General features: G+C 61.9%; 20 protein-coding genes and 1 tRNA gene. 11 read left to right on the top strand and 10 right to left on the bottom strand.

Translation table 11 applies throughout. The annotated features are described in order from the left end of the window. Positions 1 to 4 precede the first annotated feature (4 nt). Entirely contained in the window at positions 5 to 538 is a 534-nt protein-coding gene (locus M0654_RS11180) for a hypothetical protein (protein WP_248683158.1), read from the bottom strand. A 17-nt stretch (positions 539 to 555) separates the two neighbouring features. On the opposite strand from M0654_RS11180, the gene M0654_RS11175 reads away from it, so the two are divergent. After that, positions 556 to 1,182 (top strand): tyrosine-type recombinase/integrase, encoded by a 627-nt coding sequence (locus M0654_RS11175; RefSeq protein ID WP_248683157.1) that lies wholly within the window; start codon positions 556 to 558, stop codon positions 1,180 to 1,182. A 118-nt stretch (positions 1,183 to 1,300) separates the two neighbouring features. On the opposite strand, the gene M0654_RS11170 is transcribed toward M0654_RS11175, so the two are convergent. After that, positions 1,301 to 1,377: transfer RNA gene (locus tag M0654_RS11170), tRNA-Pro, on the bottom strand. A 234-nt stretch (positions 1,378 to 1,611) separates the two neighbouring features. Between M0654_RS11170 and M0654_RS11165 the strand changes: the two genes are divergently transcribed. Next, positions 1,612 to 1,971 carry a hypothetical protein gene (locus M0654_RS11165; RefSeq protein WP_118848923.1) on the top strand — a complete coding sequence of 120 codons (360 nt, stop codon included), beginning with the start codon at positions 1,612 to 1,614 and terminating at the stop codon, positions 1,969 to 1,971. A gap of 64 nt (positions 1,972 to 2,035) precedes the next feature. On the opposite strand, the gene cysN is transcribed toward M0654_RS11165, so the two are convergent. Genes cysN through M0654_RS11150 form a run of 3 tightly spaced genes read right to left on the bottom strand, consistent with a single transcriptional unit; the run spans position 2,036 to position 5,287 of the window. After that, complete coding sequence (gene cysN / locus M0654_RS11160; RefSeq protein ID WP_248683156.1) at positions 2,036 to 3,526, bottom strand: sulfate adenylyltransferase subunit CysN; 1,491 nt, start codon at positions 3,524 to 3,526, stop codon at positions 2,036 to 2,038. Position 3,527: 1 nt separating this feature from the next. Then, positions 3,528 to 4,481: a sulfate adenylyltransferase subunit CysD gene (gene cysD, locus M0654_RS11155; RefSeq protein WP_248683155.1), complete on the bottom strand. Its 954-nt coding sequence runs from the start codon at positions 4,479 to 4,481 to the stop codon at positions 3,528 to 3,530. A gap of 35 nt (positions 4,482 to 4,516) precedes the next feature. Beyond that, on the bottom strand, positions 4,517 to 5,287 hold the full coding sequence (locus M0654_RS11150) for a phosphoadenylyl-sulfate reductase (RefSeq protein WP_248683154.1): 771 nt from the start codon (positions 5,285 to 5,287) through the stop codon (positions 4,517 to 4,519). A 373-nt stretch (positions 5,288 to 5,660) separates the two neighbouring features. Between M0654_RS11150 and M0654_RS11145 the strand changes: the two genes are divergently transcribed. After that, positions 5,661 to 6,119, top strand: coding sequence for an RrF2 family transcriptional regulator (locus M0654_RS11145; RefSeq protein ID WP_248683352.1), 459 nt, complete (start codon positions 5,661 to 5,663; stop codon positions 6,117 to 6,119). Between the two features lie 17 nt (positions 6,120 to 6,136). On the opposite strand, the gene greA is transcribed toward M0654_RS11145, so the two are convergent. Further along, positions 6,137 to 6,619 (bottom strand): transcription elongation factor GreA, encoded by a 483-nt coding sequence (gene greA / locus M0654_RS11140; protein WP_248683153.1) that lies wholly within the window; start codon positions 6,617 to 6,619, stop codon positions 6,137 to 6,139. Between the two features lie 294 nt (positions 6,620 to 6,913). Here greA and M0654_RS11135 point away from each other — a divergent pair, with 294 nt between their 5' ends. The 6 genes from M0654_RS11135 to M0654_RS11110 all read left to right on the top strand — a co-directional run bounded on the left by M0654_RS11135 (position 6,914) and on the right by M0654_RS11110 (position 11,402). Beyond that, complete coding sequence (locus tag M0654_RS11135; protein WP_390920042.1) at positions 6,914 to 7,951, top strand: sulfate ABC transporter substrate-binding protein; 1,038 nt, start codon at positions 6,914 to 6,916, stop codon at positions 7,949 to 7,951. 13 nt (positions 7,952 to 7,964) lie between these two features. Further along, the gene (gene cysT, locus M0654_RS11130; protein WP_248683152.1) at positions 7,965 to 8,819 is read left to right on the top strand and encodes a sulfate ABC transporter permease subunit CysT; all 855 of its coding nucleotides are present in this window, start codon (positions 7,965 to 7,967) and stop codon (positions 8,817 to 8,819) included. Then, on the top strand, positions 8,812 to 9,690 hold the full coding sequence (gene cysW / locus M0654_RS11125) for a sulfate ABC transporter permease subunit CysW (protein ID WP_248683151.1): 879 nt from the start codon (positions 8,812 to 8,814) through the stop codon (positions 9,688 to 9,690). Before cysT ends, cysW begins: the two co-directional genes overlap by 8 nt. 12 nt (positions 9,691 to 9,702) lie before the next feature. Beyond that, complete coding sequence (locus M0654_RS11120; RefSeq protein ID WP_248683150.1) at positions 9,703 to 10,764, top strand: sulfate/molybdate ABC transporter ATP-binding protein; 1,062 nt, start codon at positions 9,703 to 9,705, stop codon at positions 10,762 to 10,764. A gap of 67 nt (positions 10,765 to 10,831) precedes the next feature. Then, positions 10,832 to 11,119 carry a YlcI/YnfO family protein gene (locus M0654_RS11115; protein WP_248683149.1) on the top strand — a complete coding sequence of 96 codons (288 nt, stop codon included), beginning with the start codon at positions 10,832 to 10,834 and terminating at the stop codon, positions 11,117 to 11,119. Then, the gene (locus M0654_RS11110) at positions 11,097 to 11,402 is read left to right on the top strand and encodes a type II toxin-antitoxin system RelE/ParE family toxin (protein WP_313791079.1); all 306 of its coding nucleotides are present in this window, start codon (positions 11,097 to 11,099) and stop codon (positions 11,400 to 11,402) included. Before M0654_RS11115 ends, M0654_RS11110 begins: the two co-directional genes overlap by 23 nt. Here M0654_RS11110 and betA read toward each other — a convergent pair whose 3' ends face one another. Genes betA through betC form a run of 3 tightly spaced genes read right to left on the bottom strand, consistent with a single transcriptional unit; the run spans position 11,403 to position 16,058 of the window. Continuing rightward, positions 11,403 to 13,055 carry a choline dehydrogenase gene (betA, locus tag M0654_RS11105; protein WP_248683148.1) on the bottom strand — a complete coding sequence of 551 codons (1,653 nt, stop codon included), beginning with the start codon at positions 13,053 to 13,055 and terminating at the stop codon, positions 11,403 to 11,405. A 10-nt stretch (positions 13,056 to 13,065) separates the two neighbouring features. Further along, positions 13,066 to 14,529: a betaine-aldehyde dehydrogenase gene (gene betB / locus M0654_RS11100; protein ID WP_248683147.1), complete on the bottom strand. Its 1,464-nt coding sequence runs from the start codon at positions 14,527 to 14,529 to the stop codon at positions 13,066 to 13,068. 11 nt (positions 14,530 to 14,540) lie between these two features. After that, complete coding sequence (betC, locus tag M0654_RS11095; RefSeq protein ID WP_248683146.1) at positions 14,541 to 16,058, bottom strand: choline-sulfatase; 1,518 nt, start codon at positions 16,056 to 16,058, stop codon at positions 14,541 to 14,543. Between the two features lie 208 nt (positions 16,059 to 16,266). On the opposite strand from betC, the gene M0654_RS11090 reads away from it, so the two are divergent. After that, positions 16,267 to 17,268: an NAD(P)H-quinone oxidoreductase gene (locus M0654_RS11090; RefSeq protein ID WP_248683145.1), complete on the top strand. Its 1,002-nt coding sequence runs from the start codon at positions 16,267 to 16,269 to the stop codon at positions 17,266 to 17,268. Between the two features lie 525 nt (positions 17,269 to 17,793). Continuing rightward, complete coding sequence (locus M0654_RS11085) at positions 17,794 to 17,940, top strand: DUF1127 domain-containing protein (RefSeq protein WP_118848938.1); 147 nt, start codon at positions 17,794 to 17,796, stop codon at positions 17,938 to 17,940. 69 nt (positions 17,941 to 18,009) lie between these two features. Here M0654_RS11085 and M0654_RS11080 read toward each other — a convergent pair whose 3' ends face one another. Further along, positions 18,010 to 18,747: a DUF3750 domain-containing protein gene (locus tag M0654_RS11080; protein ID WP_248683144.1), complete on the bottom strand. Its 738-nt coding sequence runs from the start codon at positions 18,745 to 18,747 to the stop codon at positions 18,010 to 18,012. Between the last annotated feature and the right edge of the window lie 76 nt (positions 18,748 to 18,823).

Raw genomic sequence — 18,823 nt, 5'->3', positions numbered from 1 at the left:
TCTTTCACGGCCGCTTGACGAAGTCCTCTCTCCGCACTGAAGCTGCGAAAGGCAATCTGGAGATCATCCGGATTGCCAACAAGGACTTTGTTACCCGCAACGGAATCAGGAGGATGATTGAGAGATGTCGCAAAAACGAAGACCGGCCAGGCTCTGGCTCCGGCCAGACACCGGAACCTGGATCATCAAGGACGGAAACAGGCGCCTCAGCACAGAATGCAGCGAGGCTGAGATTGAAGCAGCTCAGGAACGGCTTGCCGAGTACATCACCAGCCAATACCGGCCCCATCGCAGCAGTCGTGCCGCTGAAGTCACCATAGGTGATATCATCATCGTCTACGCTGAGGAGAAGGCGCCGAAGACAGCGCGTCCGAAAGAAACCTTGGCCACGCTTGAACGCGTCAATGACTTCTTTGGCGAGATGACCTTGACCGAAATCAGGGGCAGGACGTGCCGTGACTATGCCGAGGAGCGTGGAAACGAAGGCGGCGCACGACGGGATCTGGAAGTGTTGCGCGCGGCCATCAACTACTACCACGCCGAAAACAACTCGACATGGTCCCGAAGATCACCCTGCCGGAGAAGGGAGATCCGCGTCAGCGATGGATGACGCGCCAGGAGGTCGCGCGGCTGCTTCGTGCAGCTCGTCGCGAGAAGCAATGCCAGCACCTGGTGCGGCTGATCATGATCGGGCTCTACACAGGCACCCGCCTGTCCGCGGTCCTCAATCTGCAATGGATGCCGAATACCAACGGCGGCCATGTCGACCTCGATCGTGGTGTCATCTATCGCAGGGCTGAAGGGGAGCGTGTTGCTCACAACAAGCGCCGTACGCCCGTCAAGGCTCCTCCTCGGCTGCTGCGCTTTCTGCGCTACTGGAAGGCCCGGGATACCGTGATCGACGAAACAGGCAAGAAAGTCAGCCTGCGTTACGTGGTCACCTATGGCGGCGAGAAGATCGCGAAGCCTCACAAGGCTTTCCGAACCATCCGGAAAGCAGCCGGCTTCGGCGACGACGTGACGCCGCATGTTCTGCGCCATACGCGAGCCACCTGGCTGGCCCAGGCAGGGATCGACGTTCACGAAGCAGCAGCATCCCTTGGCCTTACGGTAGAGGAGTTTGAACGCACCTATTCGCACGCAGATCCGGAGTTCCAGAAGGCTGCAGCGAACGCGTTCTGAGACCCTCCCGGAGACAGTCCGGAGGGAAAACGGTCCGCAATCGGTCCGGTAAGTCGAGAATGGTTTTCGCGGAGAAAATCTTTCGGGAGGAAAAGGCCGAATTTTCAAGGCCTTAATCTGGTCGGAGTGGCAAGATTCGAACTTGCGACCCCCACGTCCCGAACGTGGTGCGCTACCAGACTGCGCTACACTCCGTGACCAGCGGCGCCTCTATAGACCAGCATTTTTGTTTCGACAAGCGCCTCTTTGCAAAAATCGAAAGAAGATTTTGCGGCGGGCTCCAGAGCCCTTCAGCCGTTGCAAAAAAGCGCCGCATGGAGCTTTTTGAGAGGCGAGGGGCACGGCGTGCTCGCAGAAGGCGCGGCAAATCTGATAGTGACTTCGCTCCGAAGGCCAAGCCTGTTCTTTCACATCAAGGGATCTCTTACCATGAGCCGCCGCGCTGCCGCATCCGCCATCATTCTGGCAATCGCTCTTTCCTCCTGCACAACCGCAAAAGGCGTGGCGAGCAACCCGATCGAGACGCGCTGGGTCGGCCGTTCGGCCGGCGAGTTTTTTGCAAAATACAGCCCGCCGCTGAGCGACTATGACGACGGCTCTAACACCGTCTACAACTGGCGCGGTGGCTACAAGCGCATCAAGCAGCAGAACGGCCGCAGCTCGAGCGTCAGCTGCTCGGCCAAGATCACCGTGTCCAGCAGCTATGTGATCCGCGACATCACCATCGTGTCGGATCGCCCCGGAGCCAATGGCCCGAGCTATTGCACCGAGCTCCTGACGGCGTCCTGATAAAGACAAAGCCGCCCGGATGGTTCATGTCCCGGCGGCTTTTGATTTCGTTCTGGCGAACGCGTCAGATGTCGCTTGCAGCGTCGCGGAAGATGTCAGCCGCCTGGCTCGCGGTCATGCGCTTCACCTCAGTCTCGTCACGGCGACGCCTGAAGACCTCGCTCGCCATGATCTGTTCGGCAAGATCGGCCGGCAAGGACATGATTACCCGCTCACCCTCCCGCTGGATGTGGATGCCACCGAGATCTTCGCGCCTGGCGGTGATCATGCCACCTGCCACCGTATTCAGCGTATCCGGATCGATGATGATGAAGGCGCCGGTCAGCCGGTTCTGGTCATAAGGGTCGAAGACAGCCTGTTCCTCGAACGACAGGTGCACCTTGCCGATCGCGTTCATGGCAAGCTTCATGGCATGCGGCTGCCACTTGCCGGTCGAAAGCTCCAGCTGTGACACGGGCTCGATCGTCACGCGCTGGCGGCGCGAGCCGCTTTTCAGCCAATAGCGCTTGCCGGGCTCGATGCCGCTTGGCTGCAGTGAGACGATCTGCGCGTCGAAGCGGTCGCCGGTCATCGGCTGCGCGTCGATGGACACAATCATGTCGCCGCGTGCCACATCCACCTGCCGGTCGAGCACGAGGGTGACGGCATCACCCGCCACAGCCGCATTGCGCACCAGGTCGAAGGTGACGATCTGCTTGACGTTGGCGATCGTGCCGGACGGCAGGATAGCAACGGAATCGCCCGGCTTGATCGAGCCGCCGGCGACCGTTCCCTGGTAACCGCGAAAACCTTCACCCGGCCGCGCCACGCGCTGCACCGGCAGGCGAAAACCGCCCGCCTGGGCCGAGCGCACCGTGGCGAGTTCCAGCGCCTCGATCAGCGTCGGGCCCTCATACCACGGCATGGCACCGCTCGAGGGGTAAACGACATTTTCGCCCTTGAGGGCAGACATCGGGATTGCGGTGATCTGGCGCACGCCGAGCGACAGCGCGAATTCGCGAAACTCGTGCGAAATCCGGTCGAAGATCGCCCGGTCGTAATTGACGAGATCGAACTTGTTCACCGCCAGCACGAATTGGCGGATGCCCATCAGCGACGCGATCGTGGCGTGGCGACGCGTCTGCTCCAGCAGCCCGGCGCGGGCGTCCGCCAGGAGCACGGCGAGATCGGCGGTCGAGGCGCCGGTCGCCATGTTGCGGGTATATTGCTCATGGCCGGGCGTGTCGGCCACGATGAAGGAGCGACGATCGGTGGAGAAGTAGCGGTAAGCGACATCGATGGTGATACCCTGTTCCCGCTCGGCCTGCAGCCCGTCCAGCAGCAGCGCGAAGTCCGGCAGGCCGAGATCGTTCTGCTTGCCGCTGTCGCGCGAAAGCGTCGCCGCCTGGTCCTCCTTCACCGCTTTGGTGTCCCACAGCAGGCGGCCGATCAGCGTCGACTTCCCGTCGTCCACCGATCCGCAGGTGATGAGCCGCAGCGGCCGGCTGTCGCGTGCCTTGGCGGGCTCCACGAAGGGAAGGATGGTGGCGGAGGTCGAAGGTGCGGGAGCGGTCATCTCAGAAATATCCTTCGCGCTTCTTCTTTTCCATCGAGCCGGACTGATCCCGGTCGATGGCGCGGCCCTGCCGTTCCGAAACGGTGGCGATCTCGAGCTCGGCGATCACCTCTTCGAGCGTGGTGGCGGTGGAGGGAATCGCGCCCGTCAGCGGAAAACACCCAAGCGTACGGAAGCGGATCATGCCGCGTTTCACCTCTTCGCCCGGCTGGAACTCAAGCCGGGGATCCTCCGCGAGGATCATCATGCCGTCGCGCTCCACATAAGGGCGTTCGGCGGCGAAATAGAGCGGCACAAGCGGAATGTCTTCGGCCTGGATGTAACGCCAGATATCCACCTCGGTCCAGTTCGACAGCGGGAAGGCGCGCACGCTTTCGCCCTGACGGATCATGCCGTTGTAGATGTTCCAGAGTTCCGGGCGCTGGTTGCGCGGATCCCATTTGTGGTCCGGCGTGCGGAAGGAATAGATGCGCTCCTTGGCGCGCGAGGCTTCTTCATCGCGCCGTGCGCCGCCAAAGGCTGCGTCATAGCCGCCGGCATCGAGCGCCTGGCGCAGGGCCTCGGTCTTCATGATGTCGGTGTAGAAGGCTGAACCGCGGGTAAACGGCGTAATGTTCTCGGCCTTGCCACGCGGGTTGGTGTGCACGACCAGGTCGAGGTCGTATTTCGCGGCGATCTCATCGCGAAACTCGATCATCTCGCGGAACTTCCAGGTCGTGTCGACATGCAGGAGCGGGAAGGGCACCCGACCGGGGTAAAACGCCTTGCGCGCCAAGTGCAGCAGCACGGAGGAATCCTTGCCGATCGAATACAGCATGACCGGCTTGTCGAATTCCGCCGCAACTTCGCGGAAGATGTGGATGGCTTCGTTTTCGAGGGCCTTGAGGTGGGGGTCGAGCGGCGGGCGGGAAACGGGTGGGTTCTTGATGTCCGTTTCCTGAACTGACAGGGGCATTACGGTCTCCGGTATTCTGAAACAAACACAAAAGTCTAGCGGGCGATCTGGCTCGATTGTGGGGTGGCCTGGGGAACAGGCTGAGCAGCGTTTTCCGGCACATGCAGGCCGCATTCGCGCTTTTCGTCGTTTTCCCACCACCATCGGCCGGCGCGTTCAGGTTCGCCGGGCTTGATGGCACGGGTGCATGGCTCGCAGCCGATCGAGGGGTAACCGCGGCCATGCAGGGGATTGACGGGAATGGCTTCCGCCGCAACATGGGCGAGGATCGTCTCGATCTCCCAGTCGGCAAGTGGGTTCACCTTGATGAGGTTCTTGTCCGCGTCATACTCTGCAAACGGTATCGAGGCGCGGTTGCCGGACTGCCCACGGCGCAGGCCCGTCACCCAGATCTCCGCGCCGGCCAGTGCCCGCGCCAGCGGCTTAAGTTTGCGCACGAAGCAGCAGGCGTGCCGTGCCTGGACGCTTTCGTAGAAACCGTTCAGGCCATACTGGGCGGCATAGGCCTCGACGTCCTGCGGCTCCGGCCGGAAACGGCGGATCTCGATGCCGTAGCGTTCTTCCGTCTGCACGATGAGGTCGACTGTCTCCTGAAACAGCCGGCCTGTCTCGAGCGTGGAAACGTCGATGGGCAGTTGGTGCGTGCCGATTGCCGCGGTGATTACCTGGTCCTCGATGCCAAGCGAGGTGGTGAACACCGCCCGCCCGGTGCGCGCGACTAGCGCCAGGCGGCCCGCGAGGTCCAGCCGCGGCAGTTCCACGTCAAGCATTGCTGCCAGCGTGGCAGGATCTTGTTGGATGGGCATGTGGAGTGTCATCGGAAGGCTTTCATCGTCTTTTCCTAAAGTATCCACGTGCTTTTGCGAAAAGACAGGAAAGCCGGTTTGTTTGGCGTCGGATGTGGAGCAAATCTCACTCCAAAGATGCGTTCACACAGAAAACTTGCCGCCTTCATGATTTGTGACTGCATTTGCGGCAGGAAACCGCCGCATTGGTTTGTATTTCTCAGGAATTTGAGCTATGCCCGAAGAACGTCCAGCAAGTCCCGCTCTGCGGGGTCAGCTTGGGCCGGCGGCGGGCTTGGAAAATCCGTGCCGCAGCTTGAAAAACAAGCCGATGATCGGCGTTGCAGGGTGCTCAAACATCTTGCGGCGGCGTATTCTTTTTGATGGTTGCGTGATGATATCCCAAAAGGCAAAATATGCCTTGCGAGCCTTGACGGCTTTGGCGCAGGCTGATCCGGACGAGCCGATGCTGATCTCGGAGATTGCCGTCCAGCAAAGCATTCCGAAGAAGTTCCTGGAGCAGATCCTTTTGGACCTGAAGCGTTCCGGCATGGTCGTCAGCCGCCGCGGCAAGCAGGGTGGTTATCTCCTCCTGAAGCCGGCCGATACCATCACCTTCGGCGAAGTTCTGCGCCTCGTGGACGGGCCGATCGCACCGCTTCCCTGCCTCTCGCAAACGGCCTATCGGCGCTGCGAAGACTGCGATGGCGAACACCTGTGCGAAATCCGCCACGTCTTTGCCCGCGTCGCCGACGCGACCCGCAACGTGCTCTTCAACACCACGATCGCCGACGCCGTGGAAGGCGCAGGCGGCGTCGAGCCAGCACCGATGCGCGAACTGCTGACGGCGTGAGCCTGGCCTAGAGCCAGTCACCCAATCGCTGTCACCTCCAACTCCTGCTCGCCCACGGTCACCAGTTCCCCGATGGCCTTGCCGATCAGTGCCCGTGCGACCGGCGAGACATAGGAGATCGTTCCCTGTTTCGGGTCGGCCTCGTCTTCACCCACAATGCGATAGGTCTGGACGCGGCCGTCCTCGCGGCTGAAGGTCACCGTGCTTCCGAAGGCGACGACGTCGGTTGGGCCGGGATGTGGCATCACCTGCGCAGTGCGCAACCGTTCGGTGAGATAGCGCAGGTCGCGTGTCGGCCCGGCCAGTTGCCGGCGTCGCTCGTTAACGTCTTCGATCGCCGATGCTGCCTCGTAAGCCGCACGTGCTTCCGAAAGTTGCGCCTCGAGCGTCTTCAGCCCGGTCTCCGTCACGAGGTTCGGGTGAGGGGAGATGGGACGGTCCGGCAGCAAGGTTTCTGCTGCGGTTTCCGCGCTCTCTTCCTTCATGAATGCGACGCTCAAGCCAAACTCCTGTTCATCTCGTTTATGCTGATGTACCCTCATATGGTGTCGTCGGGAAGCGAAGGGAACGGCCCAGGAGCTAGTGGGAGGTAACTGGAGGGCCCAGTTCCGGTGGATTGGGTTTCTGTCCGCACCCGTTTCGGGAGTGCTCCTGTTCTTCCCCCTCGACCGGCTCCAACGTGTTCTTTGCTGCCTGAACCCGCCCGCGGGAAACAGTTTTGCCTTCTTTTGGGCGTCCGTTGACTAAGACGACTTCCTCGATAGAGTTTCCGAAGAGCCTCAGGAGGGAACTGCATGTTGAATTTCGCCAAGCGCTTTAGCGCCGCAGCACTCGGTCTCACGCTCTCGCTTTCCATGCCGCTCGGCGCCGTGACTCCGGTGTTTGCCGCCGATCAACTGCTTAACGTGTCCTATGACCCGACACGCGAACTCTACAAGGATGTGAATGCCGCCTTCACCAAATACTGGAAGGCACAAGGGGGAGACGATGTCGTTATCCGCCAGTCGCACAGCGGCTCCGGCGCCCAGGCTCGCTCCGTCATCGATGGCCTCGAAGCCGATGTCGTGACGCTGGCGCTGGAATCCGACATCAATGCGATCGAGAAGGCGGGCAAGATCAAGCCGGGCTGGCGCACCCGCCTGCCGAACAATTCCTCGCCCTATACCTCGACGATCGTTTTCCTTGTCCGCAAGGGCAACCCGAAGGGCATCCAAAACTGGGGCGACCTCGTGAAGGACGACGTGCAGATCGTCACGCCGAACCCGAAGACCTCCGGCGGCGCCCGCTGGAACTATCTTGCCGCCTGGGCCTGGGCCAGTGAGGAGTTCAAGGGCGACCAGGAGAAGATCAAGGCTTACATCGCCGATCTCTACAAACGGGCACCGGTGCTTGATACGGGTGCGCGCGGCTCGACCGTCACCTTCGCCCAGCGCCAGATCGGCGACGTGCTGCTGGCCTGGGAAAACGAGGCCTATCTTGCCGGCGAAGAGTTCGGCAAGGACGCCTTCGATATCGTCGTGCCGCCGATATCCATCCTCGCCGAACCACCGGTTGCCGTGGTTGACTCAACCGTCGATGCCAAGGGCACGCGCAAGCTCGCCGAGGCTTACCTGCAGTTCCTTTATACCGATGAAGGGCAGAACCTCGCCGCCAAGCACTATTACCGGCCGTCGAAGCGCGACGTCGTGAAGCCGGAGCTCTTGAAGGCCCTGCCGGACATCAAGCTGGTGACGATCGATGATCCGATCTTCGGCGGCTGGCGCAAGGCACAGCCGGAGCATTTCGGCGATGGCGGCATCTTCGACCAGATCTACAAGCCAGCTGGAAAGTGAACCGGGCCTGCCGATGACCAACATAGCTACCGCGCCTGCGCGGTGGCGAATGAAACAGCCGAGCATCATCCCCGGGTTTGGGTTGACGCTCGGCTTTTCGCTCGCCTACCTGTCGCTGATCATCCTCATCCCGATCGCCGGACTGTTCTGGCGCAGCGCCGCCCTCGGCTGGGGCGGCTTCTTGTCCATCCTGACGGATGAACGGACGCTGCGTGCGCTTTATGTCTCCTTCGGCACGGCCTTCGTGGCGGCCGCGGTCAATGTCGTGTTCGGCGTGGTCGTGGCCTGGGTGCTGACGCGCTACAATTTCCCCGGGCGGCGGCTGATCGACGCCATGGTGGACCTGCCGTTTGCGCTGCCGACAGCGGTTGCCGGCATTGCGCTTACCGCCATCTATGCGCCGCAAGGCTGGGTCGGTTCGCTGTTCATGCCGTTCCGCATTGCCTTCACGCCGCTTGGCATCGTCATCGCGCTGATCTTCATCGGGCTCCCGTTCGTGGTGCGCACGGTGCAGCCGGTGATGGAAGAGATCGACCACGAAGTGGAGGAGGCCGCGGCCACCCTCGGCGCCAACCGCTTCCAGACAATCACCCAGATCCTGCTTCCGGCACTGACGCCGGCGATCCTGACCGGTTTCGCGCTCGCCTTTGCCCGTGGGGTCGGGGAATACGGTTCGGTCATCTTCATCGCCGGCAACATTCCCTATGTATCGGAGATCGCGCCGCTCCTCATCGTCATCAAGCTCGAGGAGTTCAACTATGCAGGCGCGACGGCGATCGCGACCATCATGTTGCTGATCTCCTTTGCCATGCTCTTCGTGATCAACCTCATCCAGGCCTGGAGCCGCAGGAGATACGGCAATGCCTGACCAGAGCCGTTCGATCGCGCCCCGCGCCCCCCGTTTCCGCAATCCCGCCGACGAAGGCCTGGGCGCCAAACTGCTCCTGACCTTCCTGGCGCTCGCCTTCCTCTTGTTCTTCCTGCTGATGCCGCTGGTGACGGTGTTCGTGGAAGCCTTTCGGGGCGGTTGGGACACCTATGTTGAAGCGCTGGTGGAGCCTGATGCGGCGGCCGCCATCCGCCTGACCCTCCTGGTTGCGGCGATCGCCCTGCCCTTGAACCTCGCCTTCGGCCTTGCCGCCTCCTGGGCAATTGCCAAGTTTGATTTCCGAGGCAAGGCCTTCCTCATTACCTTGATCGACCTGCCGTTCTCCATCTCGCCGGTCATCTCGGGGCTCGTTTATGTGCTGCTTTTCGGCAGCGGCAGCCTGCTCGGACCGTGGCTGAAAAGCTTGGGCGTCGAGGTGCTGTTTGCGGTGCCGGGCATCGTGCTCGCCACCGTCTTCGTGACCTTTCCCTTCGTGGCCCGCGAGCTGATCCCGCTCATGGAGGACCAGGGCACGGGAGACGAGGAGGCGGCACTTTCGCTGGGCGCCTCCGGCTGGCAGACCTTCTGGTATGTGACGCTGCCCAACATCAAGTGGGGCCTGCTTTACGGCGTGCTTCTCTGCAACGCGCGCGCCATGGGCGAATTCGGTGCGGTGTCGGTGGTGTCCGGCCGGATCCGCGGCATCACCACCACCATGCCGCTGCATGTCGAGATCCTGTATAATGAGTACAACATGGTTGCAGCCTTTGCCGTCGCCTCGCTGCTTGCGGGTCTTGCGCTCGTGACGCTCGCTCTCAAGACAATCCTGGAACTTCGCTTCGGTGCCGGCAATTCCGGCGGCAGACACTAAGGGTAATATTGAATGGAAGTGACCATCCAAAACATCCGCAAGGAGTTCGAGCGCTTTCCGGCTCTCAACGACGTGTCGCTGAAGATCGCGTCCGGGGAACTCATTGCGCTGCTAGGACCCTCCGGCTCCGGCAAGACCACGCTGCTGCGTCTGATTGCGGGCCTGGATTTCCCGACTGCCGGCAGCATCTTCTTTGGTGACCAGGATGCCTCGCATCATTCCGTGCAGGAGCGCAATGTCGGCTTCGTATTCCAGCATTATGCGCTTTTCCGGCATATGACGGTGGCGCAGAACATCGGCTTCGGGCTCAAGGTGCGCCCTGCCGCAAACCGGCCGCCGAAGGCGGAGATCCGCCGCCGGGTATCGGAACTCCTGGAAATGGTGCAGCTTGGCGGGCTGGAGAAGCGCTACCCGAACCAGTTGTCAGGTGGCCAGCGCCAGCGTGTGGCACTTGCCCGCGCCATGGCAATCGAGCCGCGCATCCTGCTGCTCGACGAGCCGTTTGGCGCGCTCGATGCCAAGGTCCGCAAGGAGCTGCGTCGCTGGCTGCGCGAATTCCATAACTGCACCGGGCACACGACCGTCTTCGTCACCCATGACCAGGAGGAAGCGCTGGAGCTTGCCGACCGCGTCGTGGTGATGAGCCAGGGCAAGATCGAGCAGGTCGGCTCGGCGGATGATGTTTATGACCGGCCGGGTTCGCCCTTCGTCTTCTCCTTCATCGGCGAATCCTCCCAGCTTCCGGTGGAGGTGCGGGATGGCACGGTGCTGTTCCAGGGCCAGCCGATCGGCAGTGCGCAAGGCGCTGCGGGCGCCGGACAGCTGTTCTTCCGCCCGCAGGATGTGGAACTGGTGGAATCGCAGGACGCATTGTCCGGCAAGATCACCGCGCTTCGAAGACTGGCCGGCACGCGCATCGCAGAAATCGACATCGCCAATGACGGGCATGCACCATACCACGTGGAGGTGGAAGTGCCGCTTCATGCACCGGTGGAACTCGGCAGCACCCTGCGCTTCCGCCCCACACGCTGGAAGATTTTCCCAATCGATGACGCCGTAAGAAGTGTCCGATGAGGACATCTTGCCAATCAGGCCAATCACGCGCATCATGCATCGCAAATGCAACGCATGAGGTGATGCCATGAAGACCGCCACCATTCCTTCGCTCCGCGTCGATCCGGAACTGCGCGCTGCCGCCGAAAGCGTATTGAAGGAAGGCGAGACGCTGTCAGCCTTTGTCGAAAGTTCGCTGCGTCAGCAAGTGCATGTCCGGAAGTCACAAGCCGAGTTCATCGCGAGGGGGTTGGCATCACGTGAGGAGGCTAAGCGCACCGGAGAGTACTACAGCGCTGAACTCGTCCTTGGCGAACTGAAGGCCATGCTCGATGCTAAACTAGCTGAAGAGGATGGCGATGAGCCGCGCGATTAGACTAACCAAGCGCGCGCGAGAAGATATCCACCGACTATACGGCTTTCTGTTGCGACAGGACAGATCTGCGGCGCAACGGGCGTACCTATCGCTCGAGAAAGGAATTGCCGCCATATCCGAGTTTCCGTTCAGCTACCGCAAGGTCGACGCCGAGAACGCCTTCCTGCGGGAAATGCTGATCCCGTTTGGAAACTCTGGTTACGTTGTTCTCTTCGAGATCGAGGAGAACCAGAACATCACTATTCTCGCCGTCCGGCATCAGCGCGAAGACGATTATCATTGATCAGCGATCGCTCACCGCGGCGCGTGGGTTGATCCACGGCTCCTGGTTGGAGCGGGGCAGGGGCTGGCGCCCGAGGATGTGGTCCGCGGCCTTTTCCCCGGTCATGATCGATGGGCCGTTGAGGTTGCCATAGGTCACATGCGGAAAGATCGAGCTGTCCGCCACACGCAGGCCCTCGACCCCGATCACCCGGCATTCCGGATCGACAACCGCAAGCGGATCGTCCGCGCGGCCCATTCGGCAGGTGCCGCAAGGGTGGTAGGCGCTTTCCAGGTGCTCGCGCAGGAAGGCATCGATCTGATCGTCCGTCTGCACGTGCTCGCCCGGCTGGATCTCCGGCCCGCGATAGTCATCAAATGCCTTCTGGCTGAAGATCTCGCGGGTCAGGCGCACGCAGTGCCGGAATTTGATCCAGTCTTCCTCGTGGCTCATGTAATTGAACCGGATCACGGGTTCGGCGGCAGGATCAGGAGAGCGCAGCGTCACCGTTCCGCGCGACTTCGACAGGTTGTAGCCCACATGCACCTGGAAGCCGTGGCTTTTCGCCGCCGCACGGCCGTCATAGGAGATCGCCACCGGCAGGAAGTGATACTGGATGTCCGGCTGTTTCAGCCCCGGCTGCGAGCGCAGGAAGGCGCAGGCCTCGAACTGGTTGGATGCGCCCAATCCGCTCTTCGTCATCAGCCATTGGGCGCCGGCCACCCCCTGCCAGAACCAGGGCAGCCAGGAATAAAGCGAAACCGGCTTGGTGGAGACCTGCTGGAAATAGAATTCCATATGGTCTTGCAGGTTGGCGCCAACGCCCGGCCGGTCCGCCTTCACCTCGATGCCCATCTCCTTGAGATGCGCCGCTGGCCCGATGCCGGACAGCATCAGCAGTTTCGGCGAGTTGAACGAGGACGCAGCAACGATCACCTCGCGATTGGCCGTCACCGTTTCCGTCACGCCGCGACGGGAGATCTCGACGCCCGTGGCGCGGCCGTTTTCGATGACGATCTTCCGGGCATAACCGTGCACCAGTTCCACGTTCGGCCGCTTCAAGGCGGGCCGCAGATAGGCGTTTGCCGCAGACCAGCGCCGGCCCTGGTGGATCGTCTGCTCCATCAGGCCGAAGCCTTCCTGCTTTGATCCGTTGTAATCCTCTGTAGTCTCGAAACCGGCTTGGGCGCCGGCCTGGATGAAGGCGTGGAACAGCGGGTTCTTCACCGGCCCGCGCTGCACATGCAGCGGCCCGTCGGTGCCGCGCCAGCCGTCCTCGCCGCCGTGGCTATGCTCCATCCGCTTGAAGTATGGCAGCACATCGGCATAGGCCCAGCGGGACGCGCCAAGCTCCTCCCAGCGATTGTAGTCCTCAGCATGGCCACGCACGTAAACGAGGCCGTTGATGGAGGAGGAGCCACCCAGCACCTTGCCGCGCGGAGCAGTGATGCGGCGGTTGTTGAGGTTCGGCTCGGGCTCCGAGAGGTAACCCCAGTTGTAGCGCTTCATGCTCATCGGCCAGGCAAGCGCCGCCGGCATCTGGATGAACGGCCCGAAATCCGAGCCGCCCGCCTCGATGACAATCACCGAATGTTTGCCGTCTTCCGACAGGCGATAGGCCATGGCAGAGCCGGCCGAGCCGGAACCGACGATAACGAAATCCGCACTTCTCATTCCGTACCCCTCAATACGGTGCCTCGACCTTGCCCATGCCGACATAGACCGTCTTCAGTTCGGAATAGTGCTCAAGCGCCGCCAGTGAATTCTCCCGCCCGAAGCCCGATTGCTTGGAACCACCGAAGGGGATTTCGACCGGGCAGAGGTTGTAGGTGTTGATCCAGAGCGTGCCGGCCTGCAACTGGTCGACCACCCGGTGCCCGCGAGAAAGGTCTGCGGTGAACACGCCAGCGGACAAGCCGAACTCGGTTGCATTGGCGCGGGCGATCACCTCGTCCTCGTCCTCGAAATCAAGCACGCACATCACCGGCCCGAAGATCTCCTCGCGCGCGATGGTCATCTCGTCGGCCACGTCGGCGAACACCGTCGGCTGGATGTAATACCCTTCGCCCGTCACATGGTTCGGCAAGCCGCCGCCGGTAATCAGCCGCGCGCCCTCGGCCTTGCCCTTGTCGATGTAGGATAGGACCTTCTGGCGCTGGTCGAACGACACCATGGGGCCGAGTCGCGTTGCCTCGTCCAATGGATCGCCGATGATGATCTTTTCCGTGCGCTCCTTCAGCCGCGACAGGAAGATGTCCTTGACCCTCTTCTGCACGAAGACCCGCGTGCCGTTGGAGCAGACCTGGCCGGTCGAATAGAAGTTGCCGAGCATCGCCCCGCCGATTGCGCTGTCGATATCGGCATCGTCGAAGATGATCAGCGGCGACTTGCCGCCGAGTTCCATCGTCACGTGCTTCAGGTTTCCAGCGGCTGCCGCGGCGACCTTGCGGCCGGTCGGCACCGAACCGGTGAGCGAGACCTTGGAGACGTCGGGATGGTTGACGAGAAGCGGCCCGGTGGCGCGGTCGCCCTGGATCACATTGAAGAGACCCTTCGGCAGGCCCGCCTCAAGGAGGATCTCGGCGATCTTCAACGCCCCGAGTGGCGTGTTTTCGGATGGCTTGAACACCATGGCATTGCCGGCTGCGAGCGCCGGCGCGGCTTTCCAGCAGGCGATCTGCTGCGGATAGTTCCAGGCGCCGATGCCGACGCAGACGCCAAGCGGCACGCGCTTGGTATAGGCAAAGTCGCCGCCAAGCGGGATATAGCTGCCGTTCAAGCCGGCGGCGATCGCACCGCCGAAGAACTCAAAGCTGTCGGCGCCGGAGGTCGGATCAGCGACGATCGTCTCCTGGATCGGCTTGCCCGTATCGAGCGTCTCGAGTTCGGAAAGCTCGCGGTTGCGCTCGCGCATGATGTCGGCGGCGCGCTTGAGGATGCGACCGCGCGCGGTGGGGCTCATCGCCGCCCATTCCAGCTGGGCGCGCTTGGCAGCCGCAATGGCCTGTTCCACGATCGCCGGCGTTGCCGCATGCAGGCGCGCAATCACCTCGCCGGTCGCCGGATAAAGGCTCTCTATCGCCGCACCCTCGGTGTCCTCGACATATTCCCCGTCGATGAAGTGGCTGGCCTTTGGTTGGGCTCTCATTCTGATCTTCCTCATTCGCCTCTGGGATAACGCTTGGAATCCTCGAGGATGTCGAGGTTCATGTGGTTGCGCATATAACGTTCGGATGCCTTTTGTAGCGGCTGGTGGTCCCACGGGTAATAGGCGCCGTTGCGCAGCGCCTCGTAAACCACCCAGCGTCGTGCCTGGCTTTCACGCACCGCGGAATCGAAGGCGGCCATGTCCCACTTGGCTTTCCGCTTCGCCCGGAAACCTTCCAGCACGTCGGCAAAGGCGGGATCTGTCACCAGGTTGTTCAACTCCAGCGGATCGCGCTCCAGGTCAAATAGCTGTTCCGGATCAAGCTCGCAGTGGATGTATTTCCACTTGCCCTCGCGGATACCGACAAGCGGCGCATAGGATGCTTCCGCCGCATATTCCATCAGCACCGGCTCGGTGCGTTCAATCCCGTTCATCATCCCCTTGAGGCTCATCCCGTCCGTCCAGGACGCGATCTCGCCGATGTCGATGCCGGCAAGCTCGCAAAGCGTCGGTGTCACGTCGAGATTGGACGTTGGCGTCTCATGGAGACCGGCGGGAACGCCGGGCCCGGCAACCATCAGCGGAACGCGCGCCGAGCCTTCAAAGAAGTTCATCTTGAACCACAATCCGCGCTCGCCCAGCATGTCGCCGTGGTCGGAGCAGAAGAGGACATAGGTGTTGTCCAGCATCCGTGTGCGGGTCAGCGTGTCGATGAGCTCGCCGATCTTGTCATCGAGATAGGAGATATTGGCGAAATAGGCCTGCCGGGAACGGCGGATGTTCTCATCCGTGATGTTGAAGCTTGCATAATCGCAGGAGGCCAGGATGCGCTCGGAATGCGGGTCCTGCTTGTCCAGCATGCCGACCTGCGGCATCAGGTGTTCGCAGTCGTTGTAGAGGTCCCAGTATTTGCGCCGTGCGACATAAGGGTCGTGCGGATGCGTGAAGGACACGGTGAGACACCACGGCCGGCGTGCCTGGTCGTCGTTCTCCCGCGACAGCTGGTAGAGCTTCTGGTTGGCGAGGAAGGCGACCTCGTCGTCATATTCCATCTGGTTGGTGATCTCGGCAACACCGGCACCCGTCACCGAACCCATGTTGTGGTACCACCAGTCGATCCGCTCACCGGGCTTGCGATAATCCGGCGTCCAGCCGAAATCGGCCGGGTAGATGTCGGTCGTCAGCCGCTCTTCGAACCCGTGCAACTGTTCCGGCCCGACGAAATGCATCTTGCCCGACAGCGCCGTGTAGTACCCGGCGCGGCGCAGGTGGTGCGCGTAGGTCGGAATGGAGGAGACGTACTCCGCGGCATTGTCATAAACGCCCGTGCGGCTCGGCAGTTGCCCGGCCATGAAGGAGGCGCGGGCAGGGGCGCATAGCGGCGAGGAGGTGTAGTTGTTGCGAAACCGCGACGAACGGGCGGCCAGCGCCTTCAGGTGCGGCACATGCAGCCAGTCCGCCGGACCATCCGGGAAAAGCGTCCCGTTCAGCTGGTCGACCATGATGATGAGGATGTTCGGGCGCGACATGGGATTCGGTTCTTTCTGGGATATCGTTCCCACTCGTATTTTCCCCGGCGCGTGCAATCAAGGAATGAATGCGAACGGTGCTGTTCCAAAAGCGCAGGTAGCCTTCACCCAACCCACGGCCCGCGCAAATCAACGCAGCGGCGCAACGTCGCCTTTTTTCTCGAGCCCGGCCGTCCTAGATCTGGGGCGGACATGAAGGGAGAATTCCATGCCGCTGCCACAGGAAATGCGTTACGTCGACCTGCCATCCTTCGGCGCACCCGAGGTGATGACGCTCGCCAGGGGGCCGTTGCCGGCGCCCAAGCCCGGCGAAATCCTGGTGAGGGTGGAGGCGGCAGGCGTCAACCGGCCGGATGTGGCGCAGCGGCAGGGCGATTATCCGCCGCCGAAGGATGCAAGCCCGGTGCTTGGCCTTGAAATCGCCGGCGAAGTGGTGGCGCTCGGCGAGGGTGTTTCCGACTTCAAGGTCGGCGACAAGGTTTGCGCCCTCGCGAACGGCGGCGGTTATGCCGAATATTGCGTGGTGCCGACCGGGCAGGCGCTGCCCTGGCCGAAGGGTTATGATGCCGTGAAGGCCGCGGCCGTCCCGGAAACCTTCTTCACCGTCTGGGCGAACCTCTTCCAGATGGCAGGCCTGACCGAAGGCGAAAGCGTGCTGATCCACGGCGGCTCCAGCGGCATCGGCACCACCGCGATCCAGCTTGCCAAGGCCTTTGGCGCGACCGTTTACACCACGGCGGGGTCGACGGAGAAATGCGCCGCTTGCGAAAAGCTCGGCGCCACGAAGGCGATCAACTACAAGACGGAGGATTTCGTCGAGGTCGTGAAGGCCGAGACCGGCGGCAAGGGTGTTGATGTCGTGCTCGACATGATCGGCGCGGCCTATTTCGAGAAGAACCTCTCCGTGCTCGCCAAGGATGGCTGCCTGTCGATCATCGCCTTCCTGGGCGGTGCAAAGGCCGAGACGGTGAACCTCACGCCGATCATGGTGAAGCGGCTGACGGTGACGGGATCCACCATGCGTCCGCGCACGGCCGAGGAAAAGCGGGCCATCCGCGATGAACTCGTCGCCCAGGTCTGGCCGCTCCTGGAGGAGGGCAAGGTGGCGCCGGTCATCCACTCGGTCATGAAGATCGATGATGTCGTGGAGGCCCACCGCCTGATGGAAACGAGCAGCCATATCGGCAAGATCGTCATGACGGTGACCTGAGGGGTCTTGAGGCTTTGGGGAGGAGATTCGGGAAGCCTGCGCATGCTAACGCCGGCCCGGCCAGTCGCAACTCAATTAGTTTCGAAGGTGGTAATATAACGTGCCTTGCATACACGCGGGCCCACACCTATCTTGGGATCATGTTCAACGTAACGAAAGGAAGGTGATCCAATGTCTAGTGAGATTTCGGTCTGCGCAGCGGGCAATGGAAAGGTGTTGGTCTTGACGGGGCAGCCCTCGGCCTGAACCTCATCTTCCTTCGGACCGTTGAGAAACGGCCCGGGTTCGTAAACCGGACCAAACTCATGGAAGGGTCGCCTCGGCGGCCCTTTTCCGTTTCTGCATCCATCGTGCCCAAAACCTCCCACACTGATCCAGGTCAACCGAACCTATGCATGCTGAGCATGGGTGCGCTGATGAGCGAGCGCTACGGGAAAACCGCATCCTGGAGTATAAGAAGCCATCGAAGCAACGGGGCGCCAAGAACAGGCAGCCGGCTTCGAAAGCCCAGGAAAGGTGACAAAGATGAACGTGGCACGCAAGCTCAGCAATTGGCGCAAGTATCGTCAGACTGTTGCGGAACTCGGTCGTCTGACGCCGCGCGAACTGCAGGATGTCGGCATCGATCCGACGAACATCCGCGGTTTTGCCCGGACCGTTAACGGCCTCTGATCAATAAACAGGCATACCTCTTGTCAAACGCCCGCCCTGACGCGGGCGTTTTGCATTTCTGCGGTAGGTTCAAACGCCGATCCGTCCCAGTGCCGGGATCTTGATGCCCGGACGCGCCAGGTCCAGCCCGGCGACCAGTCCGAGGAAATGCACCTCGATGCCGCTACGCTGGCCAAGCGAAACACCGAGCAGACCGCGGAGCGTGATGTGGAGGTCGCGCCAGTCGTCGTCGACATGGATGAACTGGCCGTTTGGCAGATAATCACGCCCCACCGCATGCGGCGGCAACACGGCGCCGATCTCCGGCACGGTGCGCAGCACGAAGGCTACGAAGGTGTTGGAGTTCGGCCCTGGCCAGATCGTGTATCCACCGGGCTCGGCATAAGGGTAGGCGGCAATCGCTCCCTCGATCTTCGGGATCAGCAGTTCGGCCTTGGAACCCGTGACGGCGGCAACCAGTTGCGGCGGGTTTGAATACCAGTAGGCATCCGGTTCGCGGTGGTTGCGGCGGATCGGCGAGCCCCAGCCCACCTTGTCATAGCGGGTGTAGGTTGCCGCTCCCTTTTCCTTGGTGACGATCCAGGCATGGCTTGCCACCGCTCCCTTCAATCCTCCCGTCATCGCCGAAAAGATGTAGACGGCGGCGTCCTCGCTTTCGCTCGCCTTGGGCAGCAGACCGGCGGATGTCCAGCGGGCATCGCTCCAGCGGCTCGGATGGTCCTGCACGGCCCAAAGACCCGCCGAAGCGAAGGTCGGCAGGAGGTAGACGATGAAGATGACGATCAGCAGCCGTTTTACGAATTTCATAAGCATTCCCGTGCAAGTCATGGACAAACCGGCTATTAACGGCGCCACCCCTTCATCTCATCATAGAATCCAGCGA

This window comes from Neorhizobium turbinariae (genome assembly GCF_023223505.1).
GTDB lineage: Bacteria > Pseudomonadota > Alphaproteobacteria > Rhizobiales > Rhizobiaceae > Neorhizobium > Neorhizobium turbinariae.
Note: the sequence above shows the minus strand (reverse complement) of the source record. Positions and strands in the feature narration are given on the sequence as shown.

What these genes read in the sequence shown, in the direction of transcription:
- M0654_RS11175 (WP_248683157.1), top strand. Translation starts at nt 556, where the DNA reads ATGGTCCCGAAGATCACCCTGCCGGAGAAGGGAGATCCGCGTCAGCGA.
- M0654_RS11165 (WP_118848923.1), top strand. Translation starts at nt 1,612, where the DNA reads ATGAGCCGCCGCGCTGCCGCATCCGCCATCATTCTGGCAATCGCTCTT.
- cysN (WP_248683156.1), bottom strand. Translation starts at nt 3,526, where the DNA reads ATGACCGCTCCCGCACCTTCGACCTCCGCCACCATCCTTCCCTTCGTG.
- cysD (WP_248683155.1), bottom strand. Translation starts at nt 4,481, where the DNA reads ATGCCCCTGTCAGTTCAGGAAACGGACATCAAGAACCCACCCGTTTCC.
- M0654_RS11150 (WP_248683154.1), bottom strand. Translation starts at nt 5,287, where the DNA reads ATGCCCATCCAACAAGATCCTGCCACGCTGGCAGCAATGCTTGACGTG.
- M0654_RS11145 (WP_248683352.1), top strand. Translation starts at nt 5,661, where the DNA reads ATGATATCCCAAAAGGCAAAATATGCCTTGCGAGCCTTGACGGCTTTG.
- M0654_RS11135 (WP_390920042.1), top strand. Translation starts at nt 6,914, where the DNA reads ATGTTGAATTTCGCCAAGCGCTTTAGCGCCGCAGCACTCGGTCTCACG.
- cysT (WP_248683152.1), top strand. Translation starts at nt 7,965, where the DNA reads ATGACCAACATAGCTACCGCGCCTGCGCGGTGGCGAATGAAACAGCCG.
- cysW (WP_248683151.1), top strand. Translation starts at nt 8,812, where the DNA reads ATGCCTGACCAGAGCCGTTCGATCGCGCCCCGCGCCCCCCGTTTCCGC.
- M0654_RS11120 (WP_248683150.1), top strand. Translation starts at nt 9,703, where the DNA reads ATGGAAGTGACCATCCAAAACATCCGCAAGGAGTTCGAGCGCTTTCCG.
- M0654_RS11115 (WP_248683149.1), top strand. Translation starts at nt 10,832, where the DNA reads ATGAAGACCGCCACCATTCCTTCGCTCCGCGTCGATCCGGAACTGCGC.
- M0654_RS11110 (WP_313791079.1), top strand. Translation starts at nt 11,097, where the DNA reads ATGGCGATGAGCCGCGCGATTAGACTAACCAAGCGCGCGCGAGAAGAT.
- betA (WP_248683148.1), bottom strand. Translation starts at nt 13,055, where the DNA reads ATGAGAAGTGCGGATTTCGTTATCGTCGGTTCCGGCTCGGCCGGCTCT.
- betB (WP_248683147.1), bottom strand. Translation starts at nt 14,529, where the DNA reads ATGAGAGCCCAACCAAAGGCCAGCCACTTCATCGACGGGGAATATGTC.
- betC (WP_248683146.1), bottom strand. Translation starts at nt 16,058, where the DNA reads ATGTCGCGCCCGAACATCCTCATCATCATGGTCGACCAGCTGAACGGG.
- M0654_RS11090 (WP_248683145.1), top strand. Translation starts at nt 16,267, where the DNA reads ATGCCGCTGCCACAGGAAATGCGTTACGTCGACCTGCCATCCTTCGGC.
- M0654_RS11085 (WP_118848938.1), top strand. Translation starts at nt 17,794, where the DNA reads ATGAACGTGGCACGCAAGCTCAGCAATTGGCGCAAGTATCGTCAGACT.
- M0654_RS11080 (WP_248683144.1), bottom strand. Translation starts at nt 18,747, where the DNA reads ATGAAATTCGTAAAACGGCTGCTGATCGTCATCTTCATCGTCTACCTC.